The 15,257-nt window shown below is 46.9% G+C and carries 14 protein-coding genes and 2 pseudogenes; 12 read left to right on the top strand and 4 right to left on the bottom strand.

Annotated features, from left to right (window positions below; genetic code table 11):
- Position 1 precedes the first annotated feature (1 nt).
- The 3 genes from ggt to pbp4b all read right to left on the bottom strand — a co-directional run bounded on the left by ggt (position 2) and on the right by pbp4b (position 5,685).
- Positions 2-1,699 (bottom strand): gamma-glutamyltransferase, encoded by a 1,698-nt coding sequence (ggt, locus tag ACXAGR_RS03270; protein WP_474848145.1) that lies wholly within the window; start codon positions 1,697-1,699, stop codon positions 2-4.
- A 5-nt stretch (positions 1,700-1,704) separates the two neighbouring features.
- Positions 1,705-3,081 carry a Na+/H+ antiporter NhaC family protein gene (locus tag ACXAGR_RS03265; RefSeq protein WP_474848143.1) on the bottom strand — a complete coding sequence of 459 codons (1,377 nt, stop codon included), beginning with the start codon at positions 3,079-3,081 and terminating at the stop codon, positions 1,705-1,707.
- 150 nt (positions 3,082-3,231) lie between these two features.
- Positions 3,232-5,685, bottom strand: coding sequence for a penicillin binding protein PBP4B (gene pbp4b / locus ACXAGR_RS03260; protein WP_474848141.1), 2,454 nt, complete (start codon positions 5,683-5,685; stop codon positions 3,232-3,234).
- 119 nt (positions 5,686-5,804) lie between these two features.
- On the opposite strand from pbp4b, the gene ACXAGR_RS03255 reads away from it, so the two are divergent.
- Together ACXAGR_RS03255 and ACXAGR_RS03250 are read left to right on the top strand one after the other, a co-directional pair.
- Entirely contained in the window at positions 5,805-6,941 is a 1,137-nt protein-coding gene (locus tag ACXAGR_RS03255; RefSeq protein WP_474848140.1) for an acyltransferase family protein, read from the top strand.
- 111 nt (positions 6,942-7,052) lie between these two features.
- Positions 7,053-7,946 (top strand): dioxygenase family protein, encoded by an 894-nt coding sequence (locus ACXAGR_RS03250; RefSeq protein ID WP_474848138.1) that lies wholly within the window; start codon positions 7,053-7,055, stop codon positions 7,944-7,946.
- A gap of 43 nt (positions 7,947-7,989) precedes the next feature.
- Here the strand turns inward: ACXAGR_RS03250 and ACXAGR_RS03245 are convergent.
- Positions 7,990-8,958: pseudogene (locus ACXAGR_RS03245) on the bottom strand (integron integrase).
- 618 nt (positions 8,959-9,576) lie between these two features.
- Between ACXAGR_RS03245 and ACXAGR_RS03240 the strand changes: the two are divergent.
- The 10 genes and pseudogenes from ACXAGR_RS03240 to ACXAGR_RS03195 all read left to right on the top strand — a co-directional run bounded on the left by ACXAGR_RS03240 (position 9,577) and on the right by ACXAGR_RS03195 (position 15,197).
- A pseudogene (locus ACXAGR_RS03240) lies at positions 9,577-9,685 on the top strand.
- Positions 9,686-9,828: 143 nt separating this feature from the next.
- Positions 9,829-10,215, top strand: coding sequence for a tautomerase family protein (locus ACXAGR_RS03235; RefSeq protein ID WP_474848136.1), 387 nt, complete (start codon positions 9,829-9,831; stop codon positions 10,213-10,215).
- A gap of 136 nt (positions 10,216-10,351) precedes the next feature.
- On the top strand, positions 10,352-10,939 hold the full coding sequence (locus ACXAGR_RS03230) for a hypothetical protein (RefSeq protein WP_474848134.1): 588 nt from the start codon (positions 10,352-10,354) through the stop codon (positions 10,937-10,939).
- 123 nt (positions 10,940-11,062) lie between these two features.
- On the top strand, positions 11,063-11,509 hold the full coding sequence (locus tag ACXAGR_RS03225) for a hypothetical protein (protein ID WP_474848132.1): 447 nt from the start codon (positions 11,063-11,065) through the stop codon (positions 11,507-11,509).
- A gap of 139 nt (positions 11,510-11,648) precedes the next feature.
- Positions 11,649-12,026 carry a hypothetical protein gene (locus tag ACXAGR_RS03220; protein WP_474848130.1) on the top strand — a complete coding sequence of 126 codons (378 nt, stop codon included), beginning with the start codon at positions 11,649-11,651 and terminating at the stop codon, positions 12,024-12,026.
- A gap of 110 nt (positions 12,027-12,136) precedes the next feature.
- Positions 12,137-12,451: a hypothetical protein gene (locus ACXAGR_RS03215; RefSeq protein ID WP_474848126.1), complete on the top strand. Its 315-nt coding sequence runs from the start codon at positions 12,137-12,139 to the stop codon at positions 12,449-12,451.
- A gap of 125 nt (positions 12,452-12,576) precedes the next feature.
- Positions 12,577-13,059, top strand: coding sequence for a hypothetical protein (locus ACXAGR_RS03210; protein ID WP_474848124.1), 483 nt, complete (start codon positions 12,577-12,579; stop codon positions 13,057-13,059).
- A gap of 127 nt (positions 13,060-13,186) precedes the next feature.
- Entirely contained in the window at positions 13,187-13,594 is a 408-nt protein-coding gene (locus tag ACXAGR_RS03205) for a hypothetical protein (protein WP_474848123.1), read from the top strand.
- A gap of 167 nt (positions 13,595-13,761) precedes the next feature.
- Positions 13,762-14,241 carry a hypothetical protein gene (locus tag ACXAGR_RS03200; RefSeq protein WP_474848121.1) on the top strand — a complete coding sequence of 160 codons (480 nt, stop codon included), beginning with the start codon at positions 13,762-13,764 and terminating at the stop codon, positions 14,239-14,241.
- 140 nt (positions 14,242-14,381) lie between these two features.
- Positions 14,382-15,197 carry a DUF3800 domain-containing protein gene (locus tag ACXAGR_RS03195; RefSeq protein ID WP_474848119.1) on the top strand — a complete coding sequence of 272 codons (816 nt, stop codon included), beginning with the start codon at positions 14,382-14,384 and terminating at the stop codon, positions 15,195-15,197.
- Positions 15,198-15,257: the final 60 nt, after the last annotated feature.

The raw sequence follows: 15,257 nt of genomic DNA, 5'->3' as shown, positions 1-15,257 counted from the left end.
ACTACAATTCCACTTCTTCAACAATTGCCTTACCGCGTCCTCTGGCTTCAGAGGCTGCATCCAGGCCTGTTTCAGTACGCTTGATCAGGTGAACATCGCCAAAGTTACTTTCCTTCATGGTGTAGCCCATTGCTTCAAGCGCCTTTACAACGTCTGCCGGCATGCTTGCATGATACGCAATGGTGTCCTTTGGCCAGAGCTGATGATGGAAGCGGGGGCTGTTTGCTGACTCATCTGCTGTCATATCGAAAAACAGCGCGTTCAGTATGGACTGTGCCACTGAAGAAATAATCGTGGTACCGCCCGGTGAGCCGGTGACCAGTTTTACTTTATCGCCTTTCAGCACAATGGTGGGTGTCATGGAAGACAGCATGCGCTTACCCGGCTGGATTTCGTTAGCGGTACCGCCGATGGCACCAAAGAAATTAGGCACGCCGGCCTTAGCACTGAAATCGTCCATTTCGTCGTTCAGCAGGAAGCCGGCACCTTCTACCACCACGCCACTGCCAAAGGACAGGTTAATGGTAGTGGTATTCGCTACCGCATTGCCCCATTTGTCCATAACCGAGAAATGGGTGGTGTCCGGACTTTCATATAAGCCGGGTTTCACGTCTTCTGTCACTGAAATGGCTTCAGGATCCACTTCTCCGGCACGGGCAGTAATGTAGGCCGGTTCTAATAACGCTTTTACAGGCACATCGACAAAGTCGGGGTCGCCCATGTATTCGGCGCGGTCAGCAAACACACGTTTACCGATTTCAGACATCAGATGAATATACTCTTTACTGTTTTGTGCAGGCAGAGACTGATTTTTCAGTACTTCATTGAGCATACTGATCCACTGGGCAACAGCCACACCGCCAGAGCTGGGAGGTGGTGCAGTGATAAGTTTGTAATCCTGCCAGGGATAAACAATCGGTGCCCGCCATTTGGCTTCGTAACCCTGTAAATCCTCTTCTGTGACCAGTCCACCGTTTTCGGCCATAAAACCGGCAATAATGCGGGCGGTCTCGCCCTCGTAAAAGCCTTTTTCACCTTCGTCACGAATGCGTGTCAGCGCTGCGGCTAACTCAGGTTGTTTAAACAGCACATCTGCAGTGCGGGCGTCACCGAAATAGTCGCCAAAGTTGCTGGTGATCCCTTCTTTTTCCTGTCTGGCCATGTAGCGGGTGATATGATCAGCCAGTTTCGCCGGCACATTAAACCCTTTTTCTGCCAGGTCTACAGCAGGCTGCACCAGACGGTTCCAGGGTAATTTACCGTAGCGCTGATGTGCCGCCCACATGCCGGCAACTGAACCGGGTACACCGGAGGCTTTTGCACCAAACAGCGACTCCAGGGTTTTCACGTCACCGTTTTCATCGAGGTACATATCACGGTGGGCTGCCGCCGGTGCCATTTCACGGTAATCCATAAAGGCGGCTTCATCGTCGAAAAAGATGGTCATGAAACCACCGCCACCGATGTTACCCGCTTCAGGGAAGGTCACTGCCAGCACAAATTGCGCCGTGATGGCCGCATCAACCGCGTTACCGCCTTCGTTTAATACTGCCATGGCAGCATCGGCAGCAAAGGTATCAGGCATAGACACCGCCTGCTGGCCGGTTTCAACTTCCGGGGCCGGTACAGATACCGTGGGTTTTTCACCGGAGCATCCTGCCGCCACAAACAAAAATAGCGAGAGTAAAAGTATTCGCATAATGGCTATCCAATCATAATGATGCTGGCAATGACATAGGCAACGAGTGTCAGTCCGCCAGCGGTAAGTGCATAGGGAAGCTGGGTACGGATGTGCGTTAACAGGTCGCACCCGGCCGCGATAGACGATACCGCTGAGGTATCGGAAATAGGGGAGCAATGATCACCAAATACGCCGCCGCCCAGAATAGCGGCAATGACCAGAGAGGGTGGCAGTCCTAATGACTGGATCAACGGAACGCCGATGGGGATCAAAATCGCAAACGTGCCCCAACTCGTGCCGGTGGTAAACGACATGACCGCGCCGGCCAGAAACAGCATGGGAACAATTAATACCAGAGGCAGGTACTCACCCACAATACCGGCAACAAAAACGCCGGTGCCGAGTACTTTTAAGCTGGCACCCAGTGTCATGGAAAGTAATACAATCGACACCAGCGGGAGCAGTTCGCCCATCCCTTTAAAGCCAATTTCTACGGCTTCGTGGTGGGTAAAACGCTTATGCAGAATTAACAGGAAGTACGCGACAACGGTAGCAAGAATAGTGGCGTACAACACAGATTTGCTGCCACTGCCGTTAGCCAGCACGCCATCACCGGTCCACAACATAAAGCCAACCATACTGACAACCATGAGCACCAGCGGCACCACCATAAAGCGTACTTTGGTTGCCGGTTCTGACTCAATGACAGTACCGGTGTGAGTCATGGCGGCATCTTCTTTTGCCATCGGACCGTGCACTTTGTCTTTCACTATGGTGTACACCACAATCGCCAGAGTGATAAGGGCGTAGAAATTCAGCGGTACTGTGCCCCACAAGATACTGGCGGAAGACTGCTCCAGCTCGTAACCGTCCAGCAGGCCAAGGACGAATGCGCCCCATCCGTTCAGTAAGATAAGAATACAAACCGGCGCGCTGGTACTGTCGATGATGTAGGCCAGGCGTGCCCGGCTCATTTTGAATTTATCAAATAAGCCCCGGGCGAATATGCCGGCGGTGAGTACACTTAAATTAGACTCGATAAATACTGCAACACCGGTGAGCATCGTCAGACTGCCAACTTGCCGCTTACTTCTGGCAATGCCTTTGCCTGTGAGCCAGTTTACGGTAGCCGTGACACCGCCTGAGTCGCGGATATAGGCTAACAGCGCACCCACCAGAATAGAGAAAATAAGGATCCGGGTATTGCCCGGACTGGCGGCAACGTCGATGGTTCTTTCGATAGCATTCACCGGCGCAAGCAATACGCCGTCACCGGTCACACTCAATAAAATCAACGCTTCAGATGAGAGAACGGCCAGTAACAAGGCCATAATGACTTCTTTTTTCCAGAACACCACAAAAATGGCGACGAGAGGCGGGATAATTGAAACCCAATCCATGAAAAATGTTCCTGCTTTTATTCTAATGATTGATCGCAAATCAGGCGCTGATATTCAGTGCGCTTTGTTCCGCGGGGCAGTGTGACGCTTTATAAAAAAGCGTGGCGATAGCCTAACTGAGAACTTACCGGTTCTGCCAGTACTTTTACCTCAGTGATTGAGTATTGCTTCGTAAACCCGGGTTATCACACTGCCATATTTTGCGGTTTCAAATTCGCCGCCGGCAAACTGCAGGTTGCCGGTACTCTGTTTCTCAACCGGTGTATGTCTGGCGTTGGTAAACAGCACAATACCGAGATCCTGCGCCGGGTCGATAACCGTTGCCGTGCCTGTCCAGCCGGTATGACCAAAAGCTTGTGAACTGGCATAGGGACCGAAGTGCCAGCGATTACTGCCGTTGCTGCCCCTGCGCCAGCCAAGTCCGAAACCGGGATTCAACGGGGAAGGGGCGGTAAACAGTGAAATAGTGTCCTGGTCGGTCAGTGCAACCTGTCCGTAGCCACCGCCATTCAATAAGGTTTGCATCAGCACGGCAAAATCATCCACTGTGGAGAATAGGCCTGCATGCCCTGATACACCGCCCATGCTGTACCAGGCCTTTTCGTCATGCACTTCTCCACGCAGCGTGTACGTGCGGATGCCGGGGAAATCGATATTGTGACTGCGTGTATTGCCATTTATTTCTGTAGCGGCAATCTGACTGGGGGCAAACCCTTTTTTCAGCGGATTAAACACCGTGTGATTAAGTTGAAGCGGGCCGTAAATGAACTGCTCACAATACCGGTCGAGAGACATGCCTGTTATCCGCTCAACCAGCAGTCCCAGCAGCATAAAGTTGGTGTCACTGTACGTAGCCTGCGCGCCTTTGCTTATCTGAAAAGGTACCGCAGTGGTTAATAAGGTTGATGTATGTGATTTATCCCGTGAGCGGAAAGACTCACCGTAGCGCTCGCCGGGGGCAAAAAAACGCACCTCAGGCCCGTAGCCGGACTGATGACTCAGTAAATCTCTGACAGTGCGGGCTTCACGGCCACCGCCGGCGTACTCCGGCAGGTACTGATACACCGGCGCATCAATACTCAATTTCCCCTCAGACACCAGTTTCATCAGTGCCAGATTAGTTGCAAACATTTTCGTGTTAGAGGCTACATCAAACAGCGTGTCCGGTGTCACCGGCTCCGGCTTTGCGAGGCGGGTGCCTGTTTCATCGTAAAGTAGCGCATTGCCATAGGCTGTACGTTTAATCACAGCGCCGTCTTTGATAACCAGTAATACGGCTCCGGGAAAGCCATCCTCAATGTCCTGCTGAATTAACGCATCGACTGGTCTGAAGGCTTGTTGCCATTTTTGCGTTTCATCAGTCAACGCAGGCCAGGGAATGGTGACGTGCAAAGCGTCACTTTCTGAATCACTTTGCACCTCAAGGGTGTTTGTACCGTTGTGTGTACGCTTTTTCAGAGAATAACTGTAGGTATGACCGGCCTCCAGGGGAGAGGCAATGTTCAGCGTTTCGCCATTTACCTTCACTGTGGCGTTGATGGTTGTGGCCGGTGTCAGTAAAATTTCGCCCCGTCCTTTGTACGCTTTAAACGCGACCTTGTCGTTCACCTCTTCCCGGCTGGAACGCTCTTGTTGGGGGAAATCACTATCAATTTGCCCTGACTGACGACGCTTCTCTTCAGCAGGTGCGGCTTTCAGTGCCGTTTCACGGGCGTAGCGGGTATTCAGCGCCTTGACCTTTTGCGGAAAATACTTATCCAGCAAAGCGAACAATGCGGCTGCTGTGCGGCTGTTAATCGCGCCGGTTACGTTATCCTGCACAAAGTGCATCTGGAACGCCGACAACGCATTGATGGTTTGCTCATCCAGTGTGCCGGTTTCCACCACGCCGTATCCGTAAGTGCGCAGCGCAGCCTGCGTTAAAGAAACAGAGGGCAGGGCGCGGTTAAAGCGTTGCCAGTATGTCGTTAATGTGCCGGTTTCATACCAGGCGCCTATCCCTTCCAAATACAGCTGATACCATGGAAAACGCGGGCCCGGGTCATTTTTTCTGTTAAATGCGATATCTGCATGGCCAACAACAGCGGTGGGAGAAATGTCAGGGTTGCGGGCGAGTATGTCTTTTGCCAGCGCAATGAGCACCTGAATTTGTTCCGGGTGATAATCAGGAAATACACAAAGACGGTTGCTGCCATGTTCTGACCGGCTGGCCGCTGTCTCATTATCCCGCTGACATTCAGGTACATTCACAATCTCAATGCCGATGGATGTATCATTCAAATGGTTACGCGTTTGCCACTCACCTTTGCCGGCATGCCAGGCGCGTTTCGATTCAGGCACAAGCTGCAGCACAGATGCCTCATCACCCGGAAACGTGGGGTCAGACGGATCAGTGACCAGGTAATGCGCACTCAGCCCGCCTTCATCCACCAGAGCATGCACACTTTTCTGGTAATCTATCGCGGTAAAGTGCATAACAAGCACTTTCACCCGTTCACCGGTATTTTTCGATGGCATACTGGTGTAACCGCCGGCGCAGCCAATCAGTGTGGCAACCGCGCAGGTAGCGACCAGAAAGCGAAAGTGTCGGGATAAGAGTGACATGTTATTACCGGTTAATGCTGCATGAAATAACCAAATTATCACAATTATTTCCTAAGTAAATAATAAAATATTCCAATGGCGGGTGTGTGTCATTCAATGTCGAACTTAAAGAATAGCCAATGAAGAGATTGATTTCCCTGGACGTACTGCGGGGGCTTACCATTGTGTTAATGGTTCTGGTGAATAACCCCGGAAGCTGGCAAACCGTTTACTGGCCTTTATTGCATGCACAATGGCATGGACTGACACCGACAGATCTGGTGTTTCCTTTCTTTATTTTCGTCATGGGCGTGGCAATCCCTTTTTCTTCTTATCGTCAGCAAGGCGGTTCAGCCGGAGTAATGCTGGCAAGAATACTGAAACGCAGTGTATTGCTGTTCTTATGTGGCCTGTTCCTCGCGCTGTTTTATTACAATCCTTATAATCCGGATTTCGACTGGGTCCGGGACCGGCTGGAAAATGTCCGGGTGATGGGGGTTCTGCAGCGACTGGCACTGGTTTACTTTTTTACTGCGATACTGGCGATGTGCCTGCGAATTCGCGGACTGCTGTTTGCCGCGGTGTTGCTGGTGGCGGCGTACTGGGCGGCGATGACGTTTATTCCCTATGCAGATACAGCCGGCAACGTATATCAGGGGCAATGGGCATACGGCAACAGTCTCGCAGCATGGATAGATGCCGGCGTGTTGGGAAAGCATCATGTTTACTATTCAATGGCAACACCATTTCCCTTCGATCCGGAAGGTTTGTTAAGCACCATGCCTGCAATATCCACCTGTCTCTGCGGGGTTATTTGTGGCCTTTGGCTGCAGCGTGAACCGGGAATGTTGCTACTTAAAATGGCAGGTGCAGGCATTTTGCTTATTCTGGCCGGGGGTGTCATGTCGTTGTGGGTGCCGGTGAATAAAGCGCTCTGGTCACCGGGGTTTACGGCAATAACGGCAGGCTGCGCAATGGGGTGTTTAGCGTTGTTGCACTGGATGACAGACTTGCGCGGTTATCAACGCTGGGCGCAGCCCTTTATTATCGCAGGTGCAAACAGTATTGTATTTTTCATGTTATCCGGTATTGCTGCGCGGCTGCTTTTCATGATTCCGGCGGGCTCCGGCTCCCTGAAAGCTGCGCTTTACCAGTCTGTATTCCTGCCTTACTTTTCACCTTTTAATGCTTCTTTGCTGTTTGCAGTAAGCTTTCTCTGTGTGATGTTTTTGCCGGTATGGTGGATGTACCGGAAGAACTGGTTTATCCGGCTATGAAGCAGAATCGTTTTGTTATGTAAATGGTAAGTAAAGCTTGTGACGTTTACGGGCCGTTGACGTCGAAGATGCATATTATATTTCATGCATTTTATTCAGGCAGGCAAAAACATGACCAAACCAATCCTCTTTGACGGACGACGCAAAACCCTTAAATCTCTGGCTTCACTGGCAGTAGCGACACCGGTGATCATGCTCACCGGTTGCGGTGGCAGCGGCGGTAGCAGCTCGACTTCAACCAGTACGTCAACAGGCAGTACATCAACCGGTTCTTCCTCCGGCAGCAGCGGCACAGGCACGACGACAACGCCTGTGGCTGATAACGGCAGCTGGTTGAGTGGCGGTACAGATTCAATGACAGCGGATTTCCCCGCTGACAGCATTTTTGAAAACAGCAGTACCTGCTCTGTTGAACTGACCGGACAACAAACGGAAGGTCCATGCTATTTCGACTCTGACTATCTTGATGACATCTCAGAAGGTCAAACCGGTTTGCCGATGCAGTTATGCCTGCAACTCATAGACGAACAATGTAATCCGCTGTCAGGCTATGAAATAGAAGTGTGGCACTGCGATGTGGAAGGCATTTATTCCGGCGATACGACAGGAAGCAGTGACACCAACGGGTTCAATTCTTCTTTTTGTACAGGGAACGACAGTGAAGCGCTGCAATCGCGCTGGTTCCGGGGCATTGCAGTAACAGACAGCAGTGGCCGTGTGAACTTTAGGACCTGCTTCCCGGGCTGGTATGCCAGCCGTGCCATTCACATTCACTTCAGAGTGAAGAATAATAACAACGACGAGCTGATTTCCCAGTTTGGCTTTGATGATGATTTCTGCACAGATATCTGTACCAGCCATTCTGACTATATCAATCACGGTGCGCCAGATACATACCTGACCAACGATACGGTATTCGGCAGTGATTACAATGAGTATGTGTTCAACCTCGAACAAAATGACGACGGCTCCTTGCTGGCCTACAAGCGCATCATCATCTCCTGACCGGACGGCAGGTTTTGCACTTGCCGGAAGTGCTCACTTCATTCTATAAAGTAAGGCGTGACAGGGGACTGATCACGCCATTTCCTCCTTGTTGCAGCACATGCGTATAGATTTGTGTTGTTCGCACATCGGAATGCCCCAGTTGATGCTGGACAGTTCTGATATCAGCCCCGGCCGCTAACAGGTGCGTGGCAAATGAATGCCTTAATGTGTGCGGCGTAACGTGTTTCTTTATGCCCGCCTCCTGACTTGCCCGTTTTACATTGCGCTGCAACTGCTTTTCATCAATATGGTGACGTCGTAACAGTTTAGTTTCGGGGTCAACAGAAAGATGCCGGGAAGGGAATAAATACTGTCACTCCAGCGTTTTATTTCTCGAATGATATTTTTTACGCAGACCCTGCGGGATCCAGGCTCCGGAAAACTCCGGTACAGTCAAATCCCGGGACAATAACTGGTCGACTTGCCCGATTTGTGACGTCAGTAACGGAATGAGAGATTCTGAGAGCGTGACGATGCGATGTTTTCCTCCTTTACCGAACCATACCCTCAAACATTTATAATCAAAGTCTATATCGCCAGTGCGTAACCTAACGCATTCCATAAGCCGCAGACCGCTACCATAAAGCAGAGCAACTGCCAGGTAATGTTGTGCGCTCACACGCCCGAGCAAGGCCTGGATCTCGGATTGCGTCAGTACCACGGGTAACTTACGCTCCCGTTTACTATTCAAAAAACTCATGTCTTCCGGCAAGGGCAATTCAAGATATTTGTTATATAGAAAGAGCAGTGCGTTAAGGGCGATTGCCTGAGTGCTTTTCGCACACTGTTTTTGAATAGCTAAATAAGTCAGATAACTCTCAACATGCTGAGCGTCCATCTCCTGAGGCCGGGCGTAGTTGTGGTACCGGATAAAGTCAGTAATCCACGTTAAATACGTTTCTATGGTTCTTTTGGCGTAGCCTCTCGACAACATAAATTCATACACTTCCCGCAGAAACTTTGATTTCATAATGCTTATCAAAATAAAAACAGCTTAAGAATATGTGAGAGTCAAGAAAACTGGCAGGAAGGATGGTTTTACACCATTTCACATCCCACTTCGCAAACGGTGCATTTTGCTCCCGCGAAATTGCACCAAAACCGCACAACCTTTTAAAGGTGGGGCTTCTGAGATATTCTGGAAAAATGAAAACAGACAATTACACCAATATGGGGTGGTTGATCACACCGTGTTGGTGTCTATTTAGTAGTTATGTGCCAAAGGTAATTTAGTATGTGTAGATGTTGTGAAAAGAACGTCCCAGTAGAGCGTCCTAGAATTTGCCCTGAGTGTAGACATGAATTTAAGGGAAATGGCTGGGATGGGATTGATGCTCACTGGAAATCAAAACACGAAGATGTAATGTCTTACAAAGAATTTTGGAATGGGCTTTGTAAAGCTCACAAGGTATAACTGTTTTAATGACTTAGGGCTAGGAACAACTGCGAATATTGACTTTGATGCCTCGCTCGGATTTGAACTATCTGTGAACGCTCCGAAAATTACACAGGTGCAAGATAAAAAGATGACGAGCAATAGTAAGGGGAACTTTATGAAAAACGTGAAAGGTGGAATCGTGGCGTTACTGGAGCTGCTGGTTGCAGATTCTCATCCGAGCGAGTGGCAAGAAGGAAAATATGGACAGATGTTCGCCTAGGAGCGCGCCTTGGGGGTTCAATTCCCCCGAGCTCCACCATTTTTTAGTACCGGCACATAACAATCACATTAAGTCGGTCGCAAGCTCCCTGGGACAGTAACACGTGGGCTCTGTCGCTTCGCTCGGATTTTAGCCCACGTATTACTGCCCCTTATGTGGGTGTTATACACAAGGAAACATCAGTGGTTGTAATATATGGAATAAATCAACATCTCAACCCAATTAAAGCTGCACTTTCAGATGTAATACATCATTGCATGCAGTCAATTCTTGGTATGCCCGAAGACAAACGAGCACATAGATTTGTGCCTCTAGAAAAAGACAACTTTTATTATCCTGGTGGAAGAAGCGATGCTTATACGGTAATCGAAATCAATTTGATGAAAGGTCGCAAGCCGGATACGCAAAAGCAACTTATTAAAACGCTTTTCAAAGAAATAGAGTCCGCCATCGGTATTGAGCCAATCGACATAGAAATCACCATCAAAGAGCAAGAAAAATATCAGTGGGGTTTTAGAGGAATTACAGGCGACGAGGCGGTCGATTTAAAGTACAAAGTAAATGTATAACAAAAAAATTAAGTCACTCACTCCGTTCGCTGGGACGCATACATGCGGGGCGGCTTCGCCATTATGCCCCACATGCCTGCGCCCCTTATTTAAAAGTTATAACTCAGCTGTAACATTTAACTAAACAGGTATTTTCTTGCATACTTTCTCTTCGATTAATTCAAAAAACTTTTTTAAGTTAAGCATTGAATATGCATTGGTTCCTGCACTTTGCAGTTTGTTCTTAGGGTTTGGGGTACTCATATTTGAATCGAATGAGTTAGGTGAAAAACTTAAGAATGCTATTTTCGAATTCATACAACTAGACGGCCTTCACTTAGCTCTTCTAATCGGAATAGTGATTGTAGGTATCAAGTGTTATTTTAATTACATTGATCGCATGCAAAATTTGCTCGCTTGGGCCGCTACTTCTATTGCCGCTATTGGTTTCAATTTTGCTGCAGTAATAAGTGGTGTAGCTTTGGGTTTATCTATTCCAGTTGCCATTGAACAAGGGTCATTTAATTGGTTCCTTCTTTCGTTGTTTTTATCAGCATATTTCGTTGCCGTTCAGTGGGTGTTCGCCGGAATGTCTGAGATTGCTAACTTCAAAAGTGTACGAGAAAGAGAAATTAGCTTGACGTTGAGTGGTTCTGAACGTGAAGTTTATTTTGGTATCTTTGTACTGGCTGGTTCTTTGCTGGCAGTTTTATATTTCGGGGTCGATTTTATACTTGAGTTATAACAATCACATTAAGTCGCTCGCAGGCTCGCTGGGACAGTAACACATGGGCTCTGTCGCTTCGCTCGGATTTTAGCCCATGTGTTACTGCCCCTTATGTGGGTGTTATGCACTCAAGGAAGGATTATGGACGTAGGTTCGATTTCTGCTGCTTTCACAAGCCTTAAAACCGCGACGGAACTAGCAAAGATAATAAAGGACAGCACCAACTCTCTGGAGCAAGCAGAGGTAAAATTTAAATTAGCCGACCTACTTGGAGCTCTTGCCGAGGCAAAGGTTGATATGGCAGAAGTTCAAGAGCTTCTAATTCAAAAAGATAAAGAAATTTCTTCGTTGAAAAAGGAGCTTGAGACTAAAGGTAATATTAACTGGGAAAAACCATATTATTTCCTCCATTCTGAAAACGCCAAAGAAGGTCCATTTTGCCCAACCTGTTACGACAAAGATAACAAACTAATAAGGCTACAAGAATTCGGCAATGGATGCTGGAAATGTCTTGTATGTAATGCTTGGCGAGAAGATAGCTCGCATGTTCCAGTAGATATATCTCCAAACAACGATGGGTGGCTTTAACAAAGTGCATAACAAAACGCTGTTGGCACTCCCTTCGGTCGCTGGGACGCTAACACGTGGGCTGGCTCGCTTCGCTCGGATTTTAGCCCACGTGCTAGCGCCCCAAAGCTTAGCGTTATGTACTCAAAGGAATTGAACCATGGTTTACAAGCTTGAACTGCCTATTAAGTTAATCAGTCTACTTGCACCATTTGTAGTTTTCTTATTTCCATCAGGCCCATTTAATTCTGAAAGCCCTTTAGCTCTTTTAGTATGCGCTTTTCCTTACTTAGTTATCTTTGCGTTTACCCATTTCGTCAAACAAAAAAGCCCTAAATTATTGATTGCCACCGCAACACTACTAGTACTTCTAGTACTTTCTAGCCTTTCAATGATTTTCGGAACAGGATCCGATCCTCAGTCATCTATCGGTCTGTTCTTCGTCTACATCGCACAAGTTTTGGCAGCGCTTCTATTTGTTAGTGTATTCTCAGTTATTCGTGCAATTAAAGGCAACGTACATAACAAACCGCTATAGTCGCTCGCAGGCTCGCTGGGACACAAACACGTGGGCTGTGTCGCTTCGCTCTGATTTTAGCCCACGTGTTTGTGCCCCTAAGCGGGGTGTTATGTGCTCAAGGATATAAAATGAATGCAAGGGAGTTTGTTAGCCTCTGGAAAGAAGAAATTAATTCTTCATTAAGTCAGTACCAGGACACAAATCAGGGGTCTTTAGTGCAAGCTTTGTATCAAAAGTTAAACCTAACACCTGAACAAGAGAAAACTTTCTGGAAAGCTGCGGAAGTAATGTTAAACGATACCGCATATACATTTCTTATGGCATTAGACGGCTGCGCTCAACTTGGCGGCAATCAACAAACATATAAAATCTTCGGAGAAGATGGGGACTTAATATCTGACTGTGGAGATATTGAAGCCGCAGCAGGAGATCTTTTTGAGTGACGCACATAACAACTCAATAAACTCACTCACTTCGTTCGCTGGGACGCATACACGCGGGGCGGCTTCGCCATTATGCCCCACGTGCCTGCGCCCGTTATTGAAAAGTTAGCTGCCAAGAGGGAATTATGCAGATATTTTTAACGATTATTGCTGGCGCATGTACTTTTGTACTTGGTCAAATCTTTCTCAAGTTATACATCGAACCAATCCAAGCATACAAAAGTGTTATCTCAGAAATCGCTGACAAACTTATCTTATATGCTAATGTCTATGCGAACCCCAAAACACTAGATGAGCCAAAGCAAGCGGAAGCTTGTAAAGAGTTTCGTATTTTGTCTTCAAAGCTTCAGGCAACTATGTATTTGGTTCCATCTTATAAGTTAATGTCGAAAATATTTTCATTACCAAGTGTTGAGAATGTTACTAAAGCGTCCAAAAACTTAATTCGCTTACACAATGGTCACGATCATGTATTGGCTAATCAGGGCACGTTAAACTGTTATTCTGCACAAAAAGTCAGACAAGCATTAAATATATATATTCCACCAGATGAACTATTAGACCCAAAATTAGAAAAGGAATTTATTAAGGCAAAGTCAGGCAGCTAACAAACGCATTAACACTCGCTTCGCTCGCTAGGGACAAAAACACGTAGGCTCCCTGCGCTTCGCTTGGTATTGTAGCCTACGTATTTTTGCCCGTTATGCGGGCGTTAGCCCAACAAAAGGATTTATTATGCTTGAACTAATAATTGAAGGTCTTGACAAGTTATTTTCAGCGGGCTCTTCCTTATGGAAAGCTAGACGTGAACAAAGAGATGTTGCTCTTGATGCCATCTATATGGCTTGTACTGAAACAAAAATATATTTGACAGAATTTAGGCAGTCAGGGAATAGAAATAAAACAAAAGAAAAAGAACTTGCTCTACTATGGAAAAAGGCCTCGATTCCTGTAAGAAGCTTTGACCCGGAACTTGCAGACAAATGTTATTACAAAGGTGAGTATTGGATAAATCCTAAAGAGTGGCAAGGGGCTGATGAGGACCTAAAAATAAGCATAGATCGAGTAATCGAAGAAGCAAAGGATCTCAAAGTTTTAAGCGACGAAGAATATGAAATTCGTATCAGAATGTTGAAATCGTAAGGGCTAACAAAATGCTGTAGTCGCTCGCAGGCTCGCAGGCTCGCAGGCTCGCAGGCTCGCTGGGACGCAAACACATGGGCTGCGTCGCTTCGCTCCTAAGTTTTAGCCCATGTGTTTGCGTCCCTAAGCAGGGCGTTAGCTCTCAGGAAACATAAAGGAAGTTTCTAATGGATGTAGTATCAGCTGTTTTTGCTACTTATTTGGATGCTGTATCAAATTCTGTTCATGACAGGTTAACTGATCAGTTCAATACAGTAGAACAAGCGAAGGTTGTTAAATACGATGGATTCGAAATACCATACTCTTACCAAATTTGGAAAATCAAAGACAAATCAGTTTGCGAAACTTACTCGCATAACCTAAACGATAAGTCACTCTGCTCTCAAGCCGCCAAACGTATGTTCAGAGAAATGTGCCTGTATCTTCAAGAAAATCCGCAATCAGGCCCCAAATATGGAAAGACAAAAAACATGTATTGTAATGCGGCAACAAATTATAAGCCTCTTGTTGCAACAGTGTCTTTCGACGAAAAGTCACAAAATGACAAGGCTAAACAGGCATGCAGTGTTGCAATATTGAAGGTTATGGAAAACCCTTCAAAGAGTAACATTGCAGCGCGAAAAGAAGCTTGCTCTGAAAACGATTAGGTGTTGAGCTAACAATCACATTAAGTCGCTCGCAGGCTCGCTGGGACAGTAACACGTGGGCTCTGTCGCTTCGCTCGGATTTTAGCCCACGTATTACTGCCCCTTATGTGGGTGTTAAGTGCCAAAAAGGAATTTGAGCCATGGAAGAAGTATTTGCATTCGCTGATGAAAGCGGCACATCAAAAGGGTGCCCCTGCTATACGATAGGCATCATTGCAATTCCAAAAAATTACTTTGCAGAATTTAATCAGAAAGTATCAGATATCTATGACAGAAGCGGTCTGCAAGGGGAAATAAAATGGGAGAAAGTTAGAAAAAGTGCAGGTCAAATTAACCTATGCATAGATATTTTGAGATTCATTTTGACGAGCCCGGTATCATTTCATGCAATTGCTGTATCCAAACAGCCTTATCGCAAGTGGCATAACAACGAAGAAGCTGCTTTTTATACAACCTATGACTACCTTATCCGCGAGAGCAGTCGTTCAAAAAATGCGAAAATTACAGTGTTCGCAGATCACAAATCTAACTCTTACGCCAAACAGCATGAAGTAATGCAGATCGTTACAAACCATATGCTAGCGAAACTGCCAACATCTTCAAAAGTACATCACGTTGCAATGGAAGACTCTAAATATCATTGGGGATTACAAGCAGTCGATATTTTAACTGGTGCTGTGAACAGTAGTTACCAATTATATTTTCAGCCCTCAGCACAAATGCAACCTGCGAAAAAAATCGCTATCAAAAAAATGGCAAGACTATTAGGCTGGGATTCGTTAGCTTACGATACAATGCCAAACAAGGACTTTAATATTTGGCACTTTCCCCAAGAAACGCGAGCCATTCCTGCAACAAAAGCTGTTGTTCCTAATTTGTCGGTGGCTAATGTAAGTCGTGAGGATTTTGAACGTTATATGGCACTTAACACATATGAGCCCAACTCCGGTCAATAGGTAATAGCAATTCCCTGGCTGCGTGAGCAGCCAGTTCAAATCCCTGGGCTAAACCTCTTA

The organism is Alteromonas sp. ABH4_457 (genome assembly GCF_056160625.1).
The sequence above is the reverse complement of the archived record's forward strand: the minus strand, read 5'-3'. Positions and strand labels throughout refer to the sequence as shown.

What these genes read in the sequence shown, in the direction of transcription:
- ACXAGR_RS03205 (WP_474848123.1), top strand. Translation starts at nt 13,187, where the DNA reads ATGCTTGAACTAATAATTGAAGGTCTTGACAAGTTATTTTCAGCGGGC.
- ggt (WP_474848145.1), bottom strand. Translation starts at nt 1,699, where the DNA reads ATGCGAATACTTTTACTCTCGCTATTTTTGTTTGTGGCGGCAGGATGC.
- ACXAGR_RS03220 (WP_474848130.1), top strand. Translation starts at nt 11,649, where the DNA reads ATGGTTTACAAGCTTGAACTGCCTATTAAGTTAATCAGTCTACTTGCA.
- ACXAGR_RS03225 (WP_474848132.1), top strand. Translation starts at nt 11,063, where the DNA reads ATGGACGTAGGTTCGATTTCTGCTGCTTTCACAAGCCTTAAAACCGCG.
- ACXAGR_RS03210 (WP_474848124.1), top strand. Translation starts at nt 12,577, where the DNA reads ATGCAGATATTTTTAACGATTATTGCTGGCGCATGTACTTTTGTACTT.
- pbp4b (WP_474848141.1), bottom strand. Translation starts at nt 5,685, where the DNA reads ATGTCACTCTTATCCCGACACTTTCGCTTTCTGGTCGCTACCTGCGCG.
- ACXAGR_RS03195 (WP_474848119.1), top strand. Translation starts at nt 14,382, where the DNA reads ATGGAAGAAGTATTTGCATTCGCTGATGAAAGCGGCACATCAAAAGGG.
- ACXAGR_RS03250 (WP_474848138.1), top strand. Translation starts at nt 7,053, where the DNA reads ATGACCAAACCAATCCTCTTTGACGGACGACGCAAAACCCTTAAATCT.
- ACXAGR_RS03215 (WP_474848126.1), top strand. Translation starts at nt 12,137, where the DNA reads ATGAATGCAAGGGAGTTTGTTAGCCTCTGGAAAGAAGAAATTAATTCT.
- ACXAGR_RS03265 (WP_474848143.1), bottom strand. Translation starts at nt 3,081, where the DNA reads ATGGATTGGGTTTCAATTATCCCGCCTCTCGTCGCCATTTTTGTGGTG.
- ACXAGR_RS03255 (WP_474848140.1), top strand. Translation starts at nt 5,805, where the DNA reads ATGAAGAGATTGATTTCCCTGGACGTACTGCGGGGGCTTACCATTGTG.
- ACXAGR_RS03200 (WP_474848121.1), top strand. Translation starts at nt 13,762, where the DNA reads ATGGATGTAGTATCAGCTGTTTTTGCTACTTATTTGGATGCTGTATCA.